General features: G+C 71.3%; 16 protein-coding genes and 1 riboswitch. Of the genes, 7 read left to right on the forward strand and 9 right to left on the reverse strand.

The genetic code is table 11. The annotated features are described in order from the left end of the window. Positions 1-47: 47 nt before the first annotated feature. From rlmN to OHA98_RS09910, 4 genes are all read left to right on the forward strand, one after another. On the forward strand, positions 48-1,154 hold the full coding sequence (rlmN, locus tag OHA98_RS09895; RefSeq protein WP_266924338.1) for a 23S rRNA (adenine(2503)-C(2))-methyltransferase RlmN: 1,107 nt from the start codon (positions 48-50) through the stop codon (positions 1,152-1,154). A 41-nt stretch (positions 1,155-1,195) separates the two neighbouring features. Continuing rightward, a riboswitch (TPP riboswitch) is annotated at positions 1,196-1,310 on the forward strand. A gap of 79 nt (positions 1,311-1,389) precedes the next feature. Further along, positions 1,390-2,490 (forward strand): thiamine ABC transporter substrate binding subunit, encoded by a 1,101-nt coding sequence (locus OHA98_RS09900; protein WP_266924340.1) that lies wholly within the window; start codon positions 1,390-1,392, stop codon positions 2,488-2,490. A gap of 107 nt (positions 2,491-2,597) precedes the next feature. Continuing rightward, on the forward strand, positions 2,598-4,211 hold the full coding sequence (locus OHA98_RS09905) for an iron ABC transporter permease (RefSeq protein WP_266924342.1): 1,614 nt from the start codon (positions 2,598-2,600) through the stop codon (positions 4,209-4,211). A gap of 23 nt (positions 4,212-4,234) precedes the next feature. Beyond that, a complete protein-coding gene (locus OHA98_RS09910; protein ID WP_266924344.1) occupies positions 4,235-5,257 on the forward strand; it encodes an ABC transporter ATP-binding protein in 1,023 nt (340 codons plus the stop codon). 21 nt (positions 5,258-5,278) lie between these two features. Here the strand turns inward: OHA98_RS09910 and OHA98_RS09915 are convergent, their stop codons facing one another. Further along, positions 5,279-5,947, reverse strand: coding sequence for a response regulator transcription factor (locus OHA98_RS09915; RefSeq protein ID WP_266924346.1), 669 nt, complete (start codon positions 5,945-5,947; stop codon positions 5,279-5,281). Continuing rightward, on the reverse strand, positions 5,941-7,308 hold the full coding sequence (locus tag OHA98_RS09920) for a sensor histidine kinase (RefSeq protein WP_266924348.1): 1,368 nt from the start codon (positions 7,306-7,308) through the stop codon (positions 5,941-5,943). The genes OHA98_RS09915 and OHA98_RS09920 overlap by 7 nt, the downstream gene beginning before the upstream one ends. 336 nt (positions 7,309-7,644) lie before the next feature. Between OHA98_RS09920 and OHA98_RS09925 the strand changes: the two genes are divergently transcribed. Continuing rightward, positions 7,645-8,793, forward strand: coding sequence for a glycosyltransferase family 4 protein (locus tag OHA98_RS09925; protein WP_266924350.1), 1,149 nt, complete (start codon positions 7,645-7,647; stop codon positions 8,791-8,793). A gap of 68 nt (positions 8,794-8,861) precedes the next feature. Here the strand turns inward: OHA98_RS09925 and OHA98_RS09930 are convergent, their stop codons facing one another. The 4 genes from OHA98_RS09930 to OHA98_RS09945 all read right to left on the reverse strand — a co-directional run bounded on the left by OHA98_RS09930 (position 8,862) and on the right by OHA98_RS09945 (position 12,836). Beyond that, entirely contained in the window at positions 8,862-10,028 is a 1,167-nt protein-coding gene (locus tag OHA98_RS09930) for a hypothetical protein (protein ID WP_266924352.1), read from the reverse strand. After that, the gene (locus OHA98_RS09935) at positions 10,010-10,747 is read right to left on the reverse strand and encodes an ABC transporter ATP-binding protein (RefSeq protein ID WP_266924354.1); all 738 of its coding nucleotides are present in this window, start codon (positions 10,745-10,747) and stop codon (positions 10,010-10,012) included. Before OHA98_RS09935 ends, OHA98_RS09930 begins: the two co-directional genes overlap by 19 nt. Positions 10,748-10,965: 218 nt before the next feature. Beyond that, on the reverse strand, positions 10,966-12,345 hold the full coding sequence (locus OHA98_RS09940; RefSeq protein WP_266924356.1) for an aspartate aminotransferase family protein: 1,380 nt from the start codon (positions 12,343-12,345) through the stop codon (positions 10,966-10,968). Beyond that, positions 12,330-12,836 carry an Lrp/AsnC family transcriptional regulator gene (locus OHA98_RS09945; RefSeq protein ID WP_266924358.1) on the reverse strand — a complete coding sequence of 169 codons (507 nt, stop codon included), beginning with the start codon at positions 12,834-12,836 and terminating at the stop codon, positions 12,330-12,332. The genes OHA98_RS09940 and OHA98_RS09945 overlap by 16 nt, the downstream gene beginning before the upstream one ends. A gap of 162 nt (positions 12,837-12,998) precedes the next feature. On the opposite strand from OHA98_RS09945, the gene OHA98_RS09950 reads away from it, so the two are divergent. Both OHA98_RS09950 and OHA98_RS09955 read left to right on the forward strand, forming a co-directional pair. Further along, the gene (locus OHA98_RS09950; protein ID WP_266924360.1) at positions 12,999-14,435 is read left to right on the forward strand and encodes a gamma-aminobutyraldehyde dehydrogenase; all 1,437 of its coding nucleotides are present in this window, start codon (positions 12,999-13,001) and stop codon (positions 14,433-14,435) included. A 316-nt stretch (positions 14,436-14,751) separates the two neighbouring features. Beyond that, complete coding sequence (locus OHA98_RS09955; protein ID WP_266927837.1) at positions 14,752-15,915, forward strand: spermidine/putrescine ABC transporter substrate-binding protein; 1,164 nt, start codon at positions 14,752-14,754, stop codon at positions 15,913-15,915. A 67-nt stretch (positions 15,916-15,982) separates the two neighbouring features. Here OHA98_RS09955 and OHA98_RS09960 read toward each other — a convergent pair whose 3' ends face one another. The 3 genes from OHA98_RS09960 to OHA98_RS09970 all read right to left on the reverse strand — a co-directional run bounded on the left by OHA98_RS09960 (position 15,983) and on the right by OHA98_RS09970 (position 18,637). After that, positions 15,983-16,789, reverse strand: coding sequence for an SAM-dependent methyltransferase (locus OHA98_RS09960; protein WP_266924362.1), 807 nt, complete (start codon positions 16,787-16,789; stop codon positions 15,983-15,985). Positions 16,790-16,856: 67 nt separating this feature from the next. Beyond that, a complete protein-coding gene (locus OHA98_RS09965) occupies positions 16,857-17,579 on the reverse strand; it encodes a glycerophosphodiester phosphodiesterase (protein ID WP_266924364.1) in 723 nt (240 codons plus the stop codon). Positions 17,580-17,602: 23 nt separating this feature from the next. Beyond that, a complete protein-coding gene (locus OHA98_RS09970) occupies positions 17,603-18,637 on the reverse strand; it encodes an adenosine deaminase (protein ID WP_266924366.1) in 1,035 nt (344 codons plus the stop codon). Positions 18,638-18,673 lie beyond the last annotated feature (36 nt).

Genomic DNA, 18,673 nt, shown 5'->3' on the forward strand with positions numbered 1-18,673 from the left:
ACAGGGCGGCGGGCCCTCACTCGTCTTTCTGCGACACTGGATGAACCATGCCTAAGCCCGGAGAACTCACTTTCGTCGCGCCCCGCGGAGCCAAGAAGCCCCCGCGGCACCTCGCCGACCTCACGCCCGCAGAGCGCAAGGAAGCGGTCGCCGCGATCGGCGAGAAGCCGTTCCGCGCCCAGCAGCTCTCGCAGCACTACTTCGCGCGGTACGCGCACGACCCGGCGGAGTGGACCAACATCCCGGCCGCGTCGCGGGACAAGCTCGCCGAGGCGATGTTCCCCGACCTGATGTCCGTGGTCCGTCACATCAGCTGCGACGACGACACCACCCGCAAGACCCTCTGGAAGCTGCACGACGGGACGCTCGTCGAGTCCGTCCTGATGCGCTATCCCGAGCGCGTGACGATGTGCATCTCCTCGCAGGCCGGCTGCGGGATGAACTGCCCGTTCTGCGCCACCGGGCAGGCCGGGCTCGACCGCAATCTGTCGACCGCCGAGATCGTGCACCAGATCGTGGACGGCATGCGGGCCCTGCGCGACGGCGATGTTCCGGGCGGCCCCACGCGGCTCTCCAACATCGTCTTCATGGGTATGGGCGAGCCGCTGGCCAACTACAAGCGCGTCGTCGGCGCGATCCGGCGCCTGACCGACCCCGAGCCGGACGGGCTGGGGCTCTCGCAGCGCGGGATCACCGTCTCCACCGTCGGACTGGTCCCGGCCATGCTGCGCTTCGCCGACGAGGGCTTCAAGTGCCGGCTGGCCGTTTCGCTGCACGCCCCGGACGACGAGCTGCGTGACACCCTCGTCCCGGTGAACACCCGTTGGAAGGTCCGCGAGGTACTGGACGCGGCGTGGGAGTACGCGGAGAAGTCCGGCCGCCGTATCTCCATCGAGTACGCGCTGATCCGCGACATCAACGACCAGGCCTGGCGGGGTGACCTGCTCGGACGGCTCCTCAAGGGCAAGCGGGTACACGTCAACCTGATCCCGTTGAACCCGACGCCCGGGTCGAAGTGGACCGCCTCGCGGCCCGAGGACGAGAAGGCGTTCGTCGAGGCCATCGCGGCCCACGGCGTTCCCGTCACCGTCCGTGACACCCGGGGTCAGGAGATCGACGGGGCCTGCGGTCAGCTGGCGGCCTCCGAGCGGTAGGCCGGAAATCGCCCGTGTAGCCTGGGTGCGAATTCAACTTCATATTCCGACAGGGGAGCGCCACAGCGCTGAGAGTGCGGCACCGGACAGGTTGGCCGCAGACCCTCTGAACCTCGCCCGGGTCATTCCGGGTAGGAAGTTCGGTCATTACTCAAGCTGTTGCGCCCTGCCCGCTTGCGGTTCGCCGTGAGCGGGCAGGGCCGCGTCTCTTCCTGGTCACTCCAGGAGGAATCACATGAACACCACCAAGAAGTACGCGGCGACGGCCCTCGCCGCTGCGCTCGGCGTCACGGTGCTGGCCGGCTGCGGCAGTTCCGACGACACCTCGCCGGGAGCGGGCGGTACCAAGGGCTCCGGCTCCAAGACCGTGACCCTGGTCAGCCATGACTCCTTCAACGCCTCGGAATCCGTACTGAAGGAGTTCACCGAGGAGACCGGCTACACGGTCGAGGTGCTCAAGAGCGGTGACGCGGGGGCCGCGCTCAACCAGGAGATCCTGACCAAGGGCTCTCCGCGCGGCGATGTCTTCTTCGGCGTCGACAACACCCTGCTCTCCCGCGCCCTCGACAACGGCCTGTTCACGGCGTACGAGGCCAAGGGCCTGGACCGGGTCGCGGCCGGCACCCAGCTGGACGACAAGCACCGGGTCACTCCGGTCGACACCGGTGACGTCTGCGTCAACTACGACAAGAAGTACTTCGCCGACAAGAAGCTCGCGCCCCCGCAGTCCTTCGACGACCTGCTGAAGCCCGCGTACAAGAACCTGCTCGTCACCGAGAACGCCGCGACCTCCTCTCCCGGTCTGGGCTTCCTCCTCGGCACCATCGCCGACAAGGGCGAGGACGGCTACCAGGACTACTGGAAGCAGTTGAAGAGCAACGGCGTGAAGGTCGTCGACGGCTGGGAGCAGGCGTACAACGAGGAGTTCTCCGGCTCCGCGGGCGGGAAGAAGGCCAAGGCGGAGCGGCCGCTCGTCGTCTCCTACGCCTCCAGCCCGCCGGTCGAGGTGCTGTACGCGAAGCCGCAGCCGGCCGAGGCCCCGACCGGGGTCGCCACCGGCACCTGCTTCCGGCAGATCGAGTTCGCCGGGCTGCTCACCGGCGCGAAGAACGAGGCGGGCGGCAAGGCGCTGCTGGACTTCCTGATCAGCAAGAAGTTCCAGGAGGACATGCCCCTGAACATGTTCGTGAACCCGGTCGCCGAGGACGCGGAGCTGCCGGAGCTCTTCACGAAGTTCGGCGCGACCATCGACAAGCCCGTCACCGTGGCTCCGGAGAAGATCGCCGAGAACCGTGAGCAGTGGGTCCAGTCGTGGCACTCGCTCGTCGTGAAGTAGGCGAGGCGGCAGGGGCCGGGGCCTCCGCCGCTCGCCGCGGCGGTGGACGGTCCGGCGGTGGGCGGCCCGGTGGCGACCGGCGCGGGAACGCGGTGCGGCTCGGCCTGATGGCCGTACCCGTCGCGTTCTTCGCGCTGTTCTTCGCCCACCCCGTCGCCGCCATCGTCGGCCGCGGCCTGAAGTCCGGGGGCAGCTGGCAGTTCGGCCGGATCGGTGAGGTACTGGCCCGGCCGGACATCCTGGACGTGCTCTGGTTCACCACCTGGCAGGCGTGCGCCTCGACCGGGCTCACCCTGTTGATCGCCCTGCCCGGCGCCTATGTCTTCGCCCGCTTGGACTTCCCCGGAAAGCAACTGCTGCGGGCGGTCGTCACCGTGCCGTTCGTGCTGCCGACGGTGGTCGTCGGCACCGCGTTCCTGGCGTTGCTGGGGCGCGGCGGCTTCCTCGACGAACTGTGGGGCGTACGGCTCGACACCACCGTGTGGGCGATCCTGCTGGCCCATGTCTTCTTCAACTACGCGGTGGTCGTACGGACCGTCGGCGGGCTCTGGTCGCAGCTCGATCCCCGGCAGGAGGAGGCCGCGCGGGTGCTCGGCGCCGGACGGTTCGCCGCCTGGCGACGGGTGACGCTGCCCGCGCTGGCGCCCGCCGTGGCCGCCGCGGCGCTGATGGTCTTCCTGTTCACCTTCACTTCCTTCGGCGTCGTGCAGATCCTCGGCGGTCCGGCCTACTCCACCCTGGAGGTGGAGATCTACCGGCAGACCGCGCAACTGCTCGACCTGCCGACGGCGGCCGTACTGACCCTCGTGCAGTTCGCGGCGGTGGGCGGGATTCTCGCCGTGCACGCCTGGACGGTACGGCGCCGGGAGACCGCGCTGAAGCTGGTCGATCCCGCGCAGACGGCCCGCCGCCCGCGCGGCGCCGGACAGTGGGCGCTGCTCGGCGGGGTGCTGCTGACCATCCTGCTGCTGATCCTGCTGCCGCTCGGCGTGCTGGTGGAGCGCTCGTTCGACGGGCCCGGCGGATACGGCTTCGGCTACTACCGGGCGCTCCAGTCCGCCGGGGCCGGCGGCTCCACCTTCCTGGTCGCCCCCCTCGAAGCGATCTGGAACTCCCTCCAGTACGCGCTGGTCGCGACCGTCATCGCCCTTGTCGTCGGCGGGCTCGCCGCAGCGGCGCTGACCCGGCGGGCGGGGCGGCTCGCGCGTGGCTTCGACGCCCTGCTGATGCTGCCGCTCGGGGTGTCCGCCGTCACCGTCGGCTTCGGATTCCTCATCACCCTGGACAAGCCGCCGCTCGACCTGCGGACGTCCTGGATCCTGGTGCCGCTGGCCCAGGCGCTGGTGGGCGTCCCCTTCGTCGTACGGACCATGCTGCCGGTCCTGCGTGCGGTGGACGGGCGGCTGCGCGAGGCGGCGGCGGTACTCGGCGCCTCGCCGCTGCGGGCCTGGCGCGAGGTCGATCTGCCGCTGGTGCGCAGGGCGGTGCTGGTCGCCGCGGGTTTCGCGTTCGCCGTGTCGCTGGGTGAGTTCGGGGCGACCGTGTTCATCGCGCGGCCCGACAATCCGACGCTTCCGGTCGCCGTGGCGCGGCTCCTGGGGCGCTCCGGGGAGCTCAACTACGGGCAGGCGATGGCCCTCAGCACCATTCTGATGCTGGTGTGCGCGGTGTCGCTGCTGCTTCTCGAACGCATCCGCACCGATCGATCCGGGGAGTTCTGAGTGATGGATGGGGAGTTCTGCGCATGCTGAGGCTGGAAGAGGCCACGGTCCGGTTCGGGAAGCGGGCGGCCCTGGACGCCGTGGATCTGGAGGTCGCCGACCACGAGATCGTGTGTGTGCTCGGGCCGAGCGGCAGCGGGAAGTCCACCCTGCTGCGGGTCGTCGCCGGGTTGCAGGCGGTGGACGGCGGCAGGGTGCTGCTGGACGGGGCCGATCAGTCGGGGGTGCCCGTGCACAAGCGCGGGCTGGGGCTGATGTTCCAGGATCACCAGCTGTTCCCGCACCGGGATGTCGGCGCCAATGTGGCCTTCGGGCTGCGGATGCACGGGGCCGGCCGGGCCGGGGCGGACCGCGAGGTGGGCGAACTCCTCGATCTGGTGGGGCTGCCCGGCGCGGCACGCCGCGCGGTGGCCGCGCTGTCCGGCGGTGAGCAGCAGCGCGTCGCCCTCGCCCGTGCGCTCGCCCCGCGCCCGAAGCTCCTGATGCTGGACGAGCCGCTGGGCCAGCTGGACCGCAGCCTGCGCGAACGCCTCGTCGTCGAACTGCGCACCCTGTTCGGCCGCTTGGGTACGACGGTGCTGGCCGTCACCCATGACCAGGGCGAAGCCTTCGCGCTCGCCGACCGGGTGGTCGTCATGCGGGACGGGCGGATCGCCCAGGCCGGTACGCCGCTGGAGGTCTGGCAGCGGCCCGCCTCGGCGTTCGTCGCCCGCTTCCTGGGCTTCGACAATGTGGTCGACGCGACGGTGACCGGCACGACCGCCGACACGGCGTGGGGCAAGGTGCCGGTGCCCGGCGGGTCACCACAGGGCCGCTGCGATGTGCTGGTCCGGCCTGCCGGGGTGCGGATCGGCGCCCCGGAGAGCGGGTTGCGCTGCACGGTCGGCGTAGGGACGTTCCGGGGGAACCATGTGGCGGTGCGGCTGAGGCCCGACAGCGGCCCGGTGCTGGAGGCGGAGTGCGCGCTGCGGGACACCCCGCGGGAGGGCGCGGTGGTGGGAGTCCGCTTCGACGCGGCGGAGACGGTCGTCCTGGCCCGGGAGTGATGTGCGACGGTGGCATCACGATCACGCCCCTCTCGTTCCCGCGACGACCAGGCCCAGTTCGTACGCCAGGATGACCGCCTGTGCCCGGTCCCGCAGTCCCATCTTGGCGAACAGCCGGTTGATGTGGGTCTTGACCGTGTGGTCCGTGATGGTGAGCCGGCCGGCGATGTCCCCGTTCGACAGGCCCCGCGCGATCAGTACCAGTACCTCGCACTCGCGGGCGGTGAGTCCCTCGATGTCGCGGACCGGGGGAGCGCAGACCCGCTGCCGGGCGAACTCCGCGATCAGCCGCCCGGTGATCTCGGGCGAGAGCAGCGCGTGTCCGTCGGCCACCACCCGTACCGCGTGCAGCAGTTCGGGGAAGGTCGCGTCCTTGAGCAGGAAGCCGCTCGCCCCCGCGGCCAGCGCCTCGTACACGTACTCGTCCAGGCCGAACGTCGTCAGCATCAGCGCTCTGGTGGCGCCCTCCGACGCGGCGACGATCTTCCGCGCCGCCTCGATGCCGTTCAGCCGGGGCATCCGGATGTCGAGCAGCACCAGATCGGGCCGGTGCTCGGCGGCGCCCCGGACCGCCTGCTCCCCGTCCTCGGCCTCGCCGACCACCTCGATGTCCTCCTGCGTGTTCAGCAGGCTGGAGAACGCCGTCCGGACGACCGCCTGGTCGTCGGCCACCAGAACCCGGATCACCACGGCAGTTCCGCCTCCACGAGAAAGCCACCGGCGGGGCCCCGGCCGGTGGTGAGTCTGCCGCCGAGCAGGGCGGCCCGTTCCCCCATGCCCACCAGGCCATGGCCGATGCCGTCGTCAGCTCCGGCACCGGCGGGGGCGGGGCCCGGACCGTCGTCACCGATCCGTACCGTCAGCAGGCCCGGACGGTAGCCGATCTCCACGACCGCGTGGGCACCCGGCGCATGGCGGCGGGTGTTCGTCAGAGCCTCCTGCACGATCCGGTACGCCGACAGCTCCCAGGAGGCCGGCAGCGGTATCTGCTCACCGCTGACCCGCAGTTCGGCGGTGCCGCCCACCGCCCGGTGCTGCTCCAGGAGCTCGCCGACGCCGGCCAGGGACGGCTGTGGAGCGGTCAGCGCGGCCGGGGCCGTTCCGCTGTCCGTGCGCAGCACCCCCAGGAGCCGTCGCAGTTCCGTCATCGAGGACCGGGCCGTCCCGGCGATCTGCTGGAACGCGTCCCGGGCCGGCGGTGAGAGCCCGGGAGTCGTGTACGTCGCGCTCTCGGCCTGCACCGCGATCATCGAGACCGAGTGGGCGATCATGTCGTGCAACTCCCTCGCGATGGCGGCCCGTTCGGCCTCGGCCGCCTGTCGGCGCTCCATCGCCAGCAGCCGGGACTGGGCGGCGGCCCGCTCGTTCCGGGTCTCCTCGCGGGACCGCACCGCGTCCCCCATGCTCACCGCTCCCAGGATCGTGACCGTCAGCGCCAGCGTCTCGGCGTACAGCCCGAGGCTGAAGCGGTCACTGCCCTGGAGCGCGGGCAGCCCGGGGGATCCCGCGCGTGCCCACCGGTCGATATGGACGAGATTGACGGTGAGCGAGGCCAGCGCCCCTCCGAGCACGAGCAGTGCCGGATGCTGCACACGGTGGCGCCCCAGGGTGTAGCAGCCGATGACGGCACCGGCCGTCGTCGCGTACGACAGATTGCCGTCGGTCGCGAAACTGAGCAGTGCCGCGCCGACGGTCAGGAAGCCGACGGCGGGCCGGGAACCGCGCCACATCAGTGACGCCGTACAGACCAGCACCCCGAAGGACGTGATGGCCGAGCCCGGCACGATGACCAGCTCCACGAGCGCGAAGAGGGTCAGCGCGGCACCCGTCAGCCGGGGGTACGCGGGCGCCGCCGACCAGCGGCGCACCCGCTGCCGCAGCCGCTCGGGCGCCCGCTGCCGCACCTGCGGGGAAGCGCGGCGGGCCGCCGGCGGGCGCGGGGTGGGGCCTCCCGGGTCTGCCGGGTCTGCCGGGTCTGCCGGCCCTGCCGGGGCGGCCGGAGGGGCCGGTCCCGCCGGAGTGGCCGGGACGGCCCGGGGCGTGCTGCTCATGCCGTGATTCTTCGTCACCACCGGGTGGAGACGCATCGGAGCAGGGGTGGAATTCCCCGTCCCGTCTCATGCCACGGGTTGAGTCCCCGGACCGGACGGTGGTGTGACGCCCCGTGAGCCCGCCGCTCCTAGCCTCGGACTCATGGGCACAGCGGCACCACTCACGGTGCGGCGCCCTCAGCCCTCAGCCCTTCGCCCGCCCCCGCCCTTCGCCCCCGCCCTTCGCCCACCCCGTCCTTGCCCAGCCGCGCCCTCGCCCGTCCCCGCGCTTGTCCCCGCCCCGTCGCCGTAGCCGCCGCAGTGGCCCCCACCACCCGTACGAGAAAAGGCACTCCGTTGTCCCGCCACCGCACCCTCGTCGTCACCAATGACTTCCCACCGCGTCAAGGCGGCATAGAGACCTTCGTGCACGCCATGACCAGCCGGTTCCCCGCCGGCTCCGTCGTCGTCCACACCTCCGCCGAACCGGGCGCCGCCGCCCATGACGCGGCCCTCGCGTACCCCGTGATCCGTGATCCGGCCCGGATGCTGCTGCCCACCGCCCGCGTCGCCGCCCGGTCCGCGGAACTCGCCCGCCGCCACGGCTGCGACAGTGTGTGGTTCGGGGCCGCCGCGCCGCTCGGCCTGATGGCGGACCGGCTGCGCCGCGAGGCCGGGGTGCGGCGGGCCGTCGCCACCACCCACGGCCATGAGGTCTGGTGGGCCCGCACCCCGGGCTCCCGGTCCCTGCTGCGCCTGATCGGCGAGCGCACGGATGCCGTGACCTACCTCGGCGCGGCCACCCGGGCACCGATCGCCGCCGCGCTCGGGCCCGCCGCCGCCCGCCGGATGGTGCGCCTGGCCCCGGGCGTCGACACGGAGGTGTTCCGGGTACGGTCCGGGGCGCGGGGCGGCCCCGGAAGCGTCCGGGAGCGGTACGGGCTGGGCGGGAGGCCGGTGATCCTGTGCGCCGCCAGGCTCGTTCCGCGCAAGGGCCAGGACATGCTGATCCGCGCGCTTCCGGCCGTGCGGCGGGCGGTTCCCGGCACCGTACTCCTGCTGACCGGGGACGGACCGTACGCGCGCACCCTGCACCGCCTGGCCAGGTCCGCCGGGGTCGGGGACGCCGTGATCCTGGCGGGCGGGCAGCCCCATACGGCGATGCCGGACCACTACGCGGCCGCCGATGTCTTCGCGATGCCCTGCCGCACACGTCGTCGCGGCCTGGAGGTCGAGGGCCTCGGCATCGTCTTCCTGGAGGCCGCGGCGGCGGGGCTGCCCGTCCTCGTCGGGGATTCGGGCGGTGCGCCGGACACCGTGCGCGAGGGGGAGACGGGGCACCTGGTCGACGGGCGGGACGTTCCGGCCATCGCCGCCCGGCTCGTCGGCCTGCTGCGGGACCGCGAGGCCGCCGCCGCGATGGGGGAGAAGGGCCGGGCCTGGGTGCGCGAGGACTGGGGATGGGACCGGGCGTACGACACGCTGGCGGCGCTCCTTCGCCCGTGACCGCCCGGGGTGTGGGCTGCGTCCCGCCCCGTGCGCCGAGCCGCCCCGGTCCGTCGTGGGGCAGCCGGTCAGGCGGTCAGCGGCAGTGCCGCGAGCTCCGCGATCACCCAGGTCAACGGGGCGAACACGACCAGCAGCACACCCGCGCGCAGGGCGGTCGCGGACCGCAGTGCCGAGGCCGGGGCACCCATCCTGAGCAGCGCTTCGGCGGTGTGGGCGCGGGCGTTCCTGGCCTCCACCGCCGAGGTCAGCAGCGTCGCCGTCGTACAGCCCAGAACGAGCACGGCACCCAGCGCGGTCAGCGGGCCGTAGGGCCGCGGGCCCGTCCCGTACAGCGTCGCGGCCGCGATCCCCGCGGAGAGCACGGCGCAGACCACACCGAGCGGACGGCCGATCCGGCGCGCCTCGTCCATCAGGACCCGGCCCGCCAGCAGACGTACGGCGCCGGGGCGCACCGCCTGGAGCAGCCGCCCGCAGAGGTGGGTGACTCCGGGGCCCGCCATGGCCAGGCCGATCGCGGTGAGGACCCAGCCGGCCAGCACCGCCGCCGGGGTGGAATCCAGCCTGCCGGGCAGCGGGAACGCGTGGCCGGCCGAGCCGCGGCTCGCGTACGCCTCGACCGCGAGACCGGCGGCCGTCAGGGCAACGCCCCAGGGCAGCCCGGCCGGAGCGGGTGCCGGAGCGGACGGTTCCGGTGTCTCGAAGGTCTCCTCGGCCGTGGCGGGGGGCCGGTTCCGCAGTGCCAGCGCGCTCGCGGCCGACGAGGCCAGCGGTACGAGGACCAGCAGGGTGAGCGCGGCGGCGAGCGGCAAGGGGGCGTTCGCGCCGAGGAGTTCCGCCGCACTGCCGTCGAACGGCAGGCCGGTCAGATCGCCGCGCAGATGGAGGAAGAGGAGCAGGGCCACCATCGAGCCGAGAGTGGTGGAGACGGCGGTGGAGACCGCGGCGAGCACCGAGAGCCGGACCGGGCCGAGACCGACGGCCGACAGCCCGGCGCGCGGGCGGGTGCTCGGGTCCGTACGGGCCACCGCGACCGCGAACTGCACGGTGGCCGCCAGCGGTACGAAGCACCAGAGCAGCCGGAGCACGGAGCCGGTGGCCTGCGCCGGGTGCCCGGAGGCGTACCCCAGGGTGCAGAGCAGCAGGAAGCCGACCCCGGCCGATGCGGCGGCCACGAGCAGCCGCCGCATCAGCACCAGTGGGTGACTGCCGCGGGCTAGACGGAGAGCGAGCACGCCGAGCGGCCTTCCGTATCCGATACGGCGGGCAGAGTGACGGTGGCGACCCGGCGGCCGTCCAGCAGGGCGACGGTGCGGTCGGCGAGGGCGGCGATCTCCGCGTCGTGCGTGGCCAGCACGACGGTGATGCCGTGCGAGCGCGCCGCGGTGGTCAGGGTGCGCAGGAGCTGGGTGCGGTCGGCGCGGTGCAGGGTGGCGGTCGGCTCGTCGGCGAAGATCACGGACGGGGACGCGGCCAGGGCCCGTGCGACGGAGATCCGCTGGCGCTGTGCCTGGAGCAGCGCGTGCGGCCGCTTCCTGGCGGACGCGCCGATGTCGAGGCGGTCCAGCCACTCCAGCGCGGCCTTCTTGGCGGTCCGGTGCGGTACGCCGCGCAGCAGCAGCGGGAGGGCGGCGTTCTCCCAGGTGGTCAGTTCCGGGACGAGCTGGGGGTCGGAGGCGATCCAGCCGAAGCGGTCGCGCCGCAGCCGCTCGCGCAGCCGGGGCCCCATGGTGTGCACGGGGACGCTGTTGAACCAGACTTCGCCCTGCTGGGGCACCAGCCGGCCGGAGAGGCAGTGCAGCAGGGTCGTCTTCCCGCTGCCGCGCGCGCCGGTCACGGCGAGGATCTCGCCGTCGCGGATGCCGAGGGAGACACCGTCGAGGCCGGGCGAGCCGTTGTGGGAGTGGTGCAGGGAACGCGCCCAGATCACGTCGTTGTCCGGCGGGGCCACCATGGCGTAACACCTCGGTTCAGATCAGTTTTCCCGTTCCCCCGTACGGGGGAACGAAGACGCGGCCGATCGGTCACTCGGCACCGTAGGGAGTCGGACCGGGGTGTGCGTACAGCACGTGGCCCGGATGCGCCCCTTCTCACTCGAACGGGTGCATCCGGGCCAGGTGGACCGTATGAAATGACCGCTGGACGCTGATCATCCAGAGGACGTGAGGCAGGTCAGAGCTTTGTCCAGGCCTCCGTCAGGACGCCCCGCAGGATGCCCTCGATCTCGTCGAACGTCGACTGGTCGGAGATCAGCGGCGGCGCGAGCTGCACGACCGGGTCGCCGCGGTCGTCCGCCCGGCAGTAGAGGCCGTTCTCGTACAGCGCCTTGGAGAGGAAGCCGTACAGGACGCGCTCGGTCTCCTCGTCGGTGAAGGTCTCCTTGGTGACCTTGTCCTTCACCAGCTCGATGCCGTAGAAGAAGCCGTTGCCGCGGACGTCGCCGACGATCGGCAGGTCGTGCAGCTTCTGCAGCGTCGTGAGGAACGCGTTCTCGTTGTCGAGGACGTGCTTGTTGAGGCCCTCGCGCTCGAAGATGTCCAGGTTGGCGAGGCCGACCGCGGCGGAGACCGGGTGGCCGCCGAAGGTGTAGCCGTGCAGGAAGGTGTTGCCGCCCCGGTAGAACGGCTCCGCGATCCGGTCCGAGACGATGCATGCTCCTATCGGGGAGTACCCGGAGGTCATGCCCTTGGCGCAGGTGATCATGTCCGGCACATAGCCGAACTTGTCGCAGGCGAACATCGTGCCCAGGCGGCCGAAGGCGCAGATGACCTCGTCGGAGACGAGCAGCACGTCGTACTGGTCGCAGATCTCGCGGACCCGCTGGAAGTACCCGGGCGGCGGCGGGAAACAGCCGCCGGCGTTCTGCACCGGCTCCAGGAAGACCGCGGCGACGGTCTCCGGGCCCTCGAAGAGGATCTCCTGCTCGATCTGGTCGGCGGCCCAGCGGCCGAAGGCCTCCGGGTCGTCGCCGAAGAGCGGGGCGCGGTAGATGTTGGTGTTCGGCACCTTGTGGGCGCCGGGGACCAGCGGCTCGAAGGGGGCCTTCAGGGCCGGCAGCCCGGTGATCGACAGGGCGCCCTGCGGGGTGCCGTGGTAGGCGACCGCGCGTGAGATGACCTTGTACTTGGTCGGCTTGCCCTGGAGCTTGAAGTACTGCTTGGCCAGCTTCCAGGCGGTCTCGACGGCCTCGCCGCCGCCGGTGGTGAAGAAGACCTTGTTGAGGTCGCCGGGCGCGTAGTCCGCCAGTCGCTCGGCCAGTTCGACGGCCTTCGGGTGGGCGTAGGACCACACCGGGAAGAAGGCCAGCTCCTGCGCCTGCTTGTACGCCGTCTCGGCCAGCTCACGGCGGCCGTGGCCGGCGTTGACGACGAACAGGCCGGAGAGGCCGTCGAGGTACCGCTTGCCCTGGTCGTCGTAGATGTAGGTGCCCTCACCCCGCACGATGGTGGGAACGGGGGCGTTCTCGTAGTCCGACATGCGGGTGAAGTGCATCCACAGGTGGTCGTACGCGGTTCGGCTGAGGTCCTTGCTCACGGCTATCGGGTTCCCCACATATAGGTCTGCTTCTTGAGCTTGAGGTAGACGAAGCTCTCGGTGGAGCGCACGCCGGGTATCGCCCGGATGCGTTTGTTGATCGTCTCCAGCAGGTGGTCGTCGTCCTCGCAGACGATCTCCACCATGAGGTCGAACGAGCCCGCGGTCATCACCACGTACTCGCACTCGGCCATGGCCGACAGGGCCTCGGCCACGGGGTCGAGGTCACCCTCGACATTGATGCCGACCATCGCCTGGCGCCGGAGGCCCACGGTGAGAGGGTCCGTGACGGCGACGATCTGCATCACGCCCTGATCGAGCAGTTTCTGGACACGCTGGCGCACAGCCGCTTCGGAGAGGCCGACCGCCTTGCCGATCGCGGCGTACGGACGCCGTCCGTCCTCCTGGAGCTGCTCGATGATCGCGAGGGAGACGGCATCGACCGCCGGGGGCGATCCGTTCCCTGTCCTGGAGTCTGCGCTGCGACTGGCCACGCACTCACCATGCACCGGGACTCGTCTGTCTCGCAACCCCAGATCGATGAAATTCGTTGTTTGAGGGTCCGGATATCACTGAATCCGAAGTTGCCGGTGGTTGGGTATGTCGAAAGCGACACCGGACCGATTAGGGTGGACATCTCACCCATCGGACAGCCGACAGGAGGGGTGGTTGTGACCACCGAGGTGCGCCGTCTGCGCAACTACATCAACGGAGAGTTCCGGGACGCCGCGGACGGGCGGACCATCGATGTGGTCAACCCGGTGACGGAAGAGGTCTACGCGACCTCGCCGCTCTCCGGCCCGACCGATGTCGATGCCGCCATGGACGCTGCCGCCGCGGCGTTCCCCGCCTGGCGTGATGTCACGCCCGCCGAGCGCCAGCGGGCCCTGCTCAAGATCGCGGACGCGTTCGAGGAGCGGGCCGAGGACCTGATCGCGGCCGAGTCGGAGAACACGGGCAAGCCGCTGGGGCTCACCCGTACCGACGAGGTCCCGCCGATGGTGGACCAGATCCGCTTCTTCGCGGGTGCCGCCCGGCTGCTCGAAGGCCGCTCGGCCGGTGAGTACATGGAGGGCCTCACCTCCATCGTCCGCCGCGAGCCGGTCGGGGTCTGCGCGCAGGTCGCGCCGTGGAACTACCCGATGATGATGGCCGTGTGGAAGTTCGCCCCGGCGCTCGCCGCGGGCAACACCGTCGTGATCAAGCCGTCCGACACCACCCCGGCGTCGACCGTGCTGATCGCCGAGATCATCGGCCAGATCCTCCCCAAGGGCGTCTTCAACGTCATCTGCGGCGACCGTGACACCGGCCGCGCGATGGTCGAGCACCCGACCCCGGCGATGGCCTCCATCACCGGTTCGGTACGGGCCGGGATGCAGGTCGCCGAGTCGGCGGCCAAGGACGTCAAGCGCGTCCACCTGGAGCTCGGCGGCAAGGCGCCCGCCGTCGTCTTCGAGGACAGCGACATCGCCAAGGCCGTCGAGGGCATCTCCGCCGCCGGCTACTTCAACGCCGGGCAGGACTGCACGGCCGCGACCCGCGTCCTGGTCCACGAGTCGATCCACGACGACTTCGTGACCGCGCTCGCCAAGGCCGCCGCCGACACGAAGACCGGGCAGCCGGACGACGAGGACGTGCTGTACGGCCCGCTGAACAACGCCAACCAGCTCAAGCAGGTCAGCGGCTTCATCGAGCGGCTCCCCGCCCACGCCAAGGTCGAGGCGGGCGGCCACCGGGTCGGCGAGAAGGGCTACTTCTACGCCCCGACCGTCGTCTCCGGCCTCAAGCAGGACGACGAGATCATCCAGAACGAGGTCTTCGGCCCGGTCATCACGGTCCAGTCGTTCACCGACGAGGCCCAGGCCGTGGAGTACGCGAACGGCGTCGAGTACGCGCTGGCCTCCTCGGTGTGGACCAAGGACCACTCCCGCGCGATGCGGATGTCCAAGAGCCTCGACTTCGGCTGTGTGTGGATCAACACCCACATCCCGCTCGTCGCCGAGATGCCGCACGGCGGGTTCAAGAAGTCCGGCTACGGCAAGGACCTCTCCGCGTACGGCTTCGAGGACTACACCCGGATCAAGCACGTGATGACGTCGCTCGACTGACGTCACATCGGCGGACGCCGCCGATGCGCGGCGTCCGTATCGGCACCGGCAACGGCGTCCGCATCGATGACGGCCCCGGGCTCCGGCCCGGGGCCGTTCCGCGCCGCGCGGCCGTTTTGTACGGCGGCGGCCCGGCGCGCCGGGCGTCCGCGTCATCGCCGACGTCCGCACCATCGGCGACGTCCGCACCATCACCGGCCGTCCGCGCCATCGACAGGGTGTGCGGACCGGGCGGGTGCCGCTGGACGGTTGGTCCATTGCCCGCCGCCCCGCCGAACGGCATCCTGCGGACGTGCGAGCGATCCCGAACAATCCCATGTCCCGCCGTTCCCTGCTGCGCGCCCTCGGGGCGGGAGCGGCCGGTGCCACGCTGGCCGGCTGCGGCGTGCCCGCCGCCTATGTGGAGCCCGGGGACCGGGCCGGCCGCGACAGCTCCGAGCGTGACCGCTCCCTGCACTTCGCCAACTGGCCGCTCTACATCGACACCGACGACGAGAACGAGTCGAAGCGGCCCACCCTGGACGCGTTCACACGGCGGACCGGGATCTCCGTCACGTACACCGAGGAGATCAACGACAACGACGAGTTCTTCGGGAAGATCGGTCCGGCGCTGATGAACCACCAGCAGACCGGCCGCGACCTCATCGTGATCAGCGACTGGATGGCCGCCCGCTTCGTACGCCTGGGCTGGGTGCAGGAGATGGACCGGGCCGAGCAGCCCAATGTCGCCACGTACCTGGACCCGCAGCTGCGCACGCCCGCGTTCGACGAGGGGCGGCGGCACAGCGTTCCCTGGCAGTCCGGGATCACCGGCATCGCCTACAACCGCAAGCGGCTGGGCCGCGAGATCCGGCACACGAGCGAGCTGTGGGCCGACGATCTGCGCGGCAAGGTGACGCTGCTGTCCGGACTGGACGAGTCGCTCGCGCTGCTGATGCAGGGCAACGGGGTCGACGTCACCCGCTGGACGGCCGACGACTTCTACACGGTGTGCGAGCAGGTGGAGAAGCGGGTGAGGTCCCGGCACATCCGCCGCTTCACCGGCAACGACTACATCAAGGACCTGGCCACCGGCGATGTGCTCGCCTGTCAGGCCTACTCCGGCGATGTCATCCAGCTCCAGGCCGACAACCCGGAGATCGAGTTCGTGGTGCCCGAGGAGGGCGGCGAGCTCTGGGCGGAGTCGCTCATGATCCCCAACCTCGCGCACCACAAGCGCAACGCGGAGAAGCTGGTCGACTTCTACTACGAGCCCGAGGTCGCGGCCGAACTGGCCACCTGGGTCAACTACGTCTGCCCGGTCCCGGCCGCCCGGGAGATCCTGGCCTCCGCCAAGGACGAGGAGACCGCCGCGCTCGCCGAGGACCCGCTGATCTTCCCCGACGACGCGATGCGTGCACGGCTGGCGATCGCCCGGGACATCACGTCGGAGGAGCGCACCGGCTTCGCGAAGAAGTGGAACTCCATCGTCGGCCTCTGATCCGGGCCGGCGGCCGCGGCCCGGGGGCCGGAGCCCCCGCAGCCGCCGCCGGACCCCCGTACCGGCGTCAGGGCTTGCGGGCCACCGCGCCGAACTGGGCGACCTCGGGCGACTCGGCACCCTCCTCGGGGCGCCAGCGGGAGCAGGACACGATGCCCGGTTCCAGCAGCTCCAGACCGGTCAGGAACTCCGCGAACTCGGCGCGGCTGCGCGCGGTGATCGGCGGGGTGGCGTTCTCGTTCCAGAAGCGCATCGCCGCCTCGTTGCCCTCACCGCCCAGTTCCCGAGTGGGATGGGTGAGCACCAGATAGCTGCCCGCGGGCATCGCGTCCATCAGCCTGCGCACGATGGACAGGGCCTCGCCGGTGTCCAGCACGAAGTTCAGGATGCCGAGCATCATCACCGCGACCGGCTGCTTCAGGTCCAGCGTCGGCTCGACCGCCCGCAGGATCTGCTCGGGGTGGTGGGCGTCCGCGTCGATGTACTCGGTGGCACCCTCGGGCGAGCTGGTCAGCAGGGCCCGTGCGTGGGCCAGCACGATCGGGTCGTTGTCGACGTACACGATGTGCGAGTGCGGCGCGGTGTGCTGGGCGATCTCATGCGTGTTGTGGAACGTCGGCAGACCGGTGCCGATGTCCAGGAACTGGCTGATGCCCGCGTCGCCGGCCAGATGCCGCACGACGCGGCCGAGGAACGCCCGGTCCGCGCGCGCCACTTCGCCGATGCTCGGGTACATGCCGGTGACCTGGTCGCCGACCGCCCGGTCCACCGGATAGTTGTCCTTGCCGCCCAGCCAGTAGTTCCACACCCGGGCGTTGTGGGCGATGTCGGAACGGATGCGGGCGGGATCGGAGGGCTTGCGGGGATCGGTCACGTCTGCTCCTCTGGTGCCGGGCCGGGCATCACGGGCGATGCGGGCACTGCCCATCATGCCGGACGGATCAAGAAACGTCGCTGGTGGGGGAGTTGGTCAGCAGGCTGTGCAGGGCGTCGATCCGGTTGGTGGTGATCGAGTCGACGCCCCGCGCGATCAGCCGGCGCATCGAGCGCTTCGTGTCGGGCGTCCAGACGGAGACCAGCAGCCCGTCGCGGTGCGCACGGTCCGTCAGCTCCCGGCTGACCAGTCCGAACCGGTAGTTCAGCCAGCGCGGCTTCACCGCCTCCAGCAGCGTGGCGCGCGGCGGGGCGAGCGTCGTCCAGGTCAGCGCGATCTCGGCGGACGGGTCCGCCGCCCGTACCTGGAGCATCGCCCCGGCGCCCGCGCAGTAATAGGCGCGCTCGCCCGCCCCGCACTCGCGGACCACCCCGACGATTCTGCGTACCGACGTGTCCGTGGCGCCGGGCAGGTCGACCATCACCCGGTGCGCCCCCGCCGCGAGCAGCGCCTCGCGCAGGGTGGGCACCTGGCCGCGGGTCAGCTCCAGCAGCTCCCGGTGATCGAGGCGCTCCAGCCGGCGGTCGTGGCCCCACAGCCGCTCCAGGGTGGCGTCGTGGAGCAGTACGGGTACCCCGTCACGGGTCACCCTGACATCGATCTCGACCGCGTCCGCCCCCCGTGCGAGAGCGGAGCGGATCGAGGGCAGGGTGTTCTCGCGGAGCCGGTAGGGATCGCCGCGATGCCCCACGGCGGTGACGGCGCCGGTGCTGGAGAAAGGTTTGGCCATGGGGCCATTGTGACCACTGGGGGTCAGCGGCCGGGAGTCTCCAGCCAGTTCGCCGTGTATGTGTCGATCTCGGCGGCGAGCTTCCGCTTGCCGGCCGGATCGAGGAACGACGCCTCAACCGCGTTCTTCGCGAGATCGGCGATCCCCCGCTCGTCGAGGTCCAGGAGGCGGGCCGCCACCGCGTACTCGTTGTTGAGGTCGGTGCCGAACATGGGCGGGTCGTCGCTGTTGATGGTGACGAGGACGCCCGCCCGCACCATCTCCCTGACCGGGTGCCGCTCGATGTCGGCGACGGCGCGGGTGGCGATGTTCGAGGTCGGGCAGACCTCCAGGGCGATCCGGTGCTCGGCCAGGTGCGCCAGCAGCGCGGGGTCCTGGGTGGCGCTGGTGCCGTGGCCGATGCGCTCGGCGCGCAGCGAGGTGAGCGCGTCCCAGATCGTCCCCGGTCCGGTGGTCTCCCCGGCGTGCGGCACGGAGTGCAGGCCCTCGGCGATGGCCCGGTCGAAGTAGGGCTTGAACTGCGGGCGGTCCACCCCGATCTCCGGTCCGCCCAGACCGAAGGAGACCAGCCCCTCGGGCCGCAGGTCCACCGCCAGCCGCGCGGTCTCCTCGGCCGAGACGAGCCCGGCCTCGCCGGGGATGTCGAAGCACCAGCGCAGGACGACCCCGAACTCGGCCTCGGCGGCCTTGCGGGCGTCCTCGATGGCCTCCATGAAGCCCTGCTCCGGGATGCCCCGCCGGACCGAGCTGAACGGCGTGATGGTCAGCTCCGCGTACCGGATGTTCTGCCGGGCCATGTCCCGGGCGACCTCGAAGGTCAGCAGCCGGACGTCCTCGGGGGTGCGGATCAGGTCCACCACGGAGAGATAGACCTGGATGAAGTGGGCGAAGTCGGTGAACGTGAAGTAGTCGGCCAGCGCCTCCGGGTCCGTGGGGACCCGGGAGTCCGGGTGGTGCGCGGCGAGCTCGGCGACGATGCGGGGCGAAGCGGATCCGACGTGATGGACATGGAGCTCGGCCTTGGGCAGCCCCGCGATGAAGGGGTGCGGATCGGTCATGGGACATCTCCCGGTTCTCAAGGATTTCGGCCGGGC

Source organism: Streptomyces sp. NBC_00654 (genome assembly GCF_026341775.1).
Taxonomy (GTDB): Bacteria; Actinomycetota; Actinomycetes; order Streptomycetales; family Streptomycetaceae; genus Streptomyces.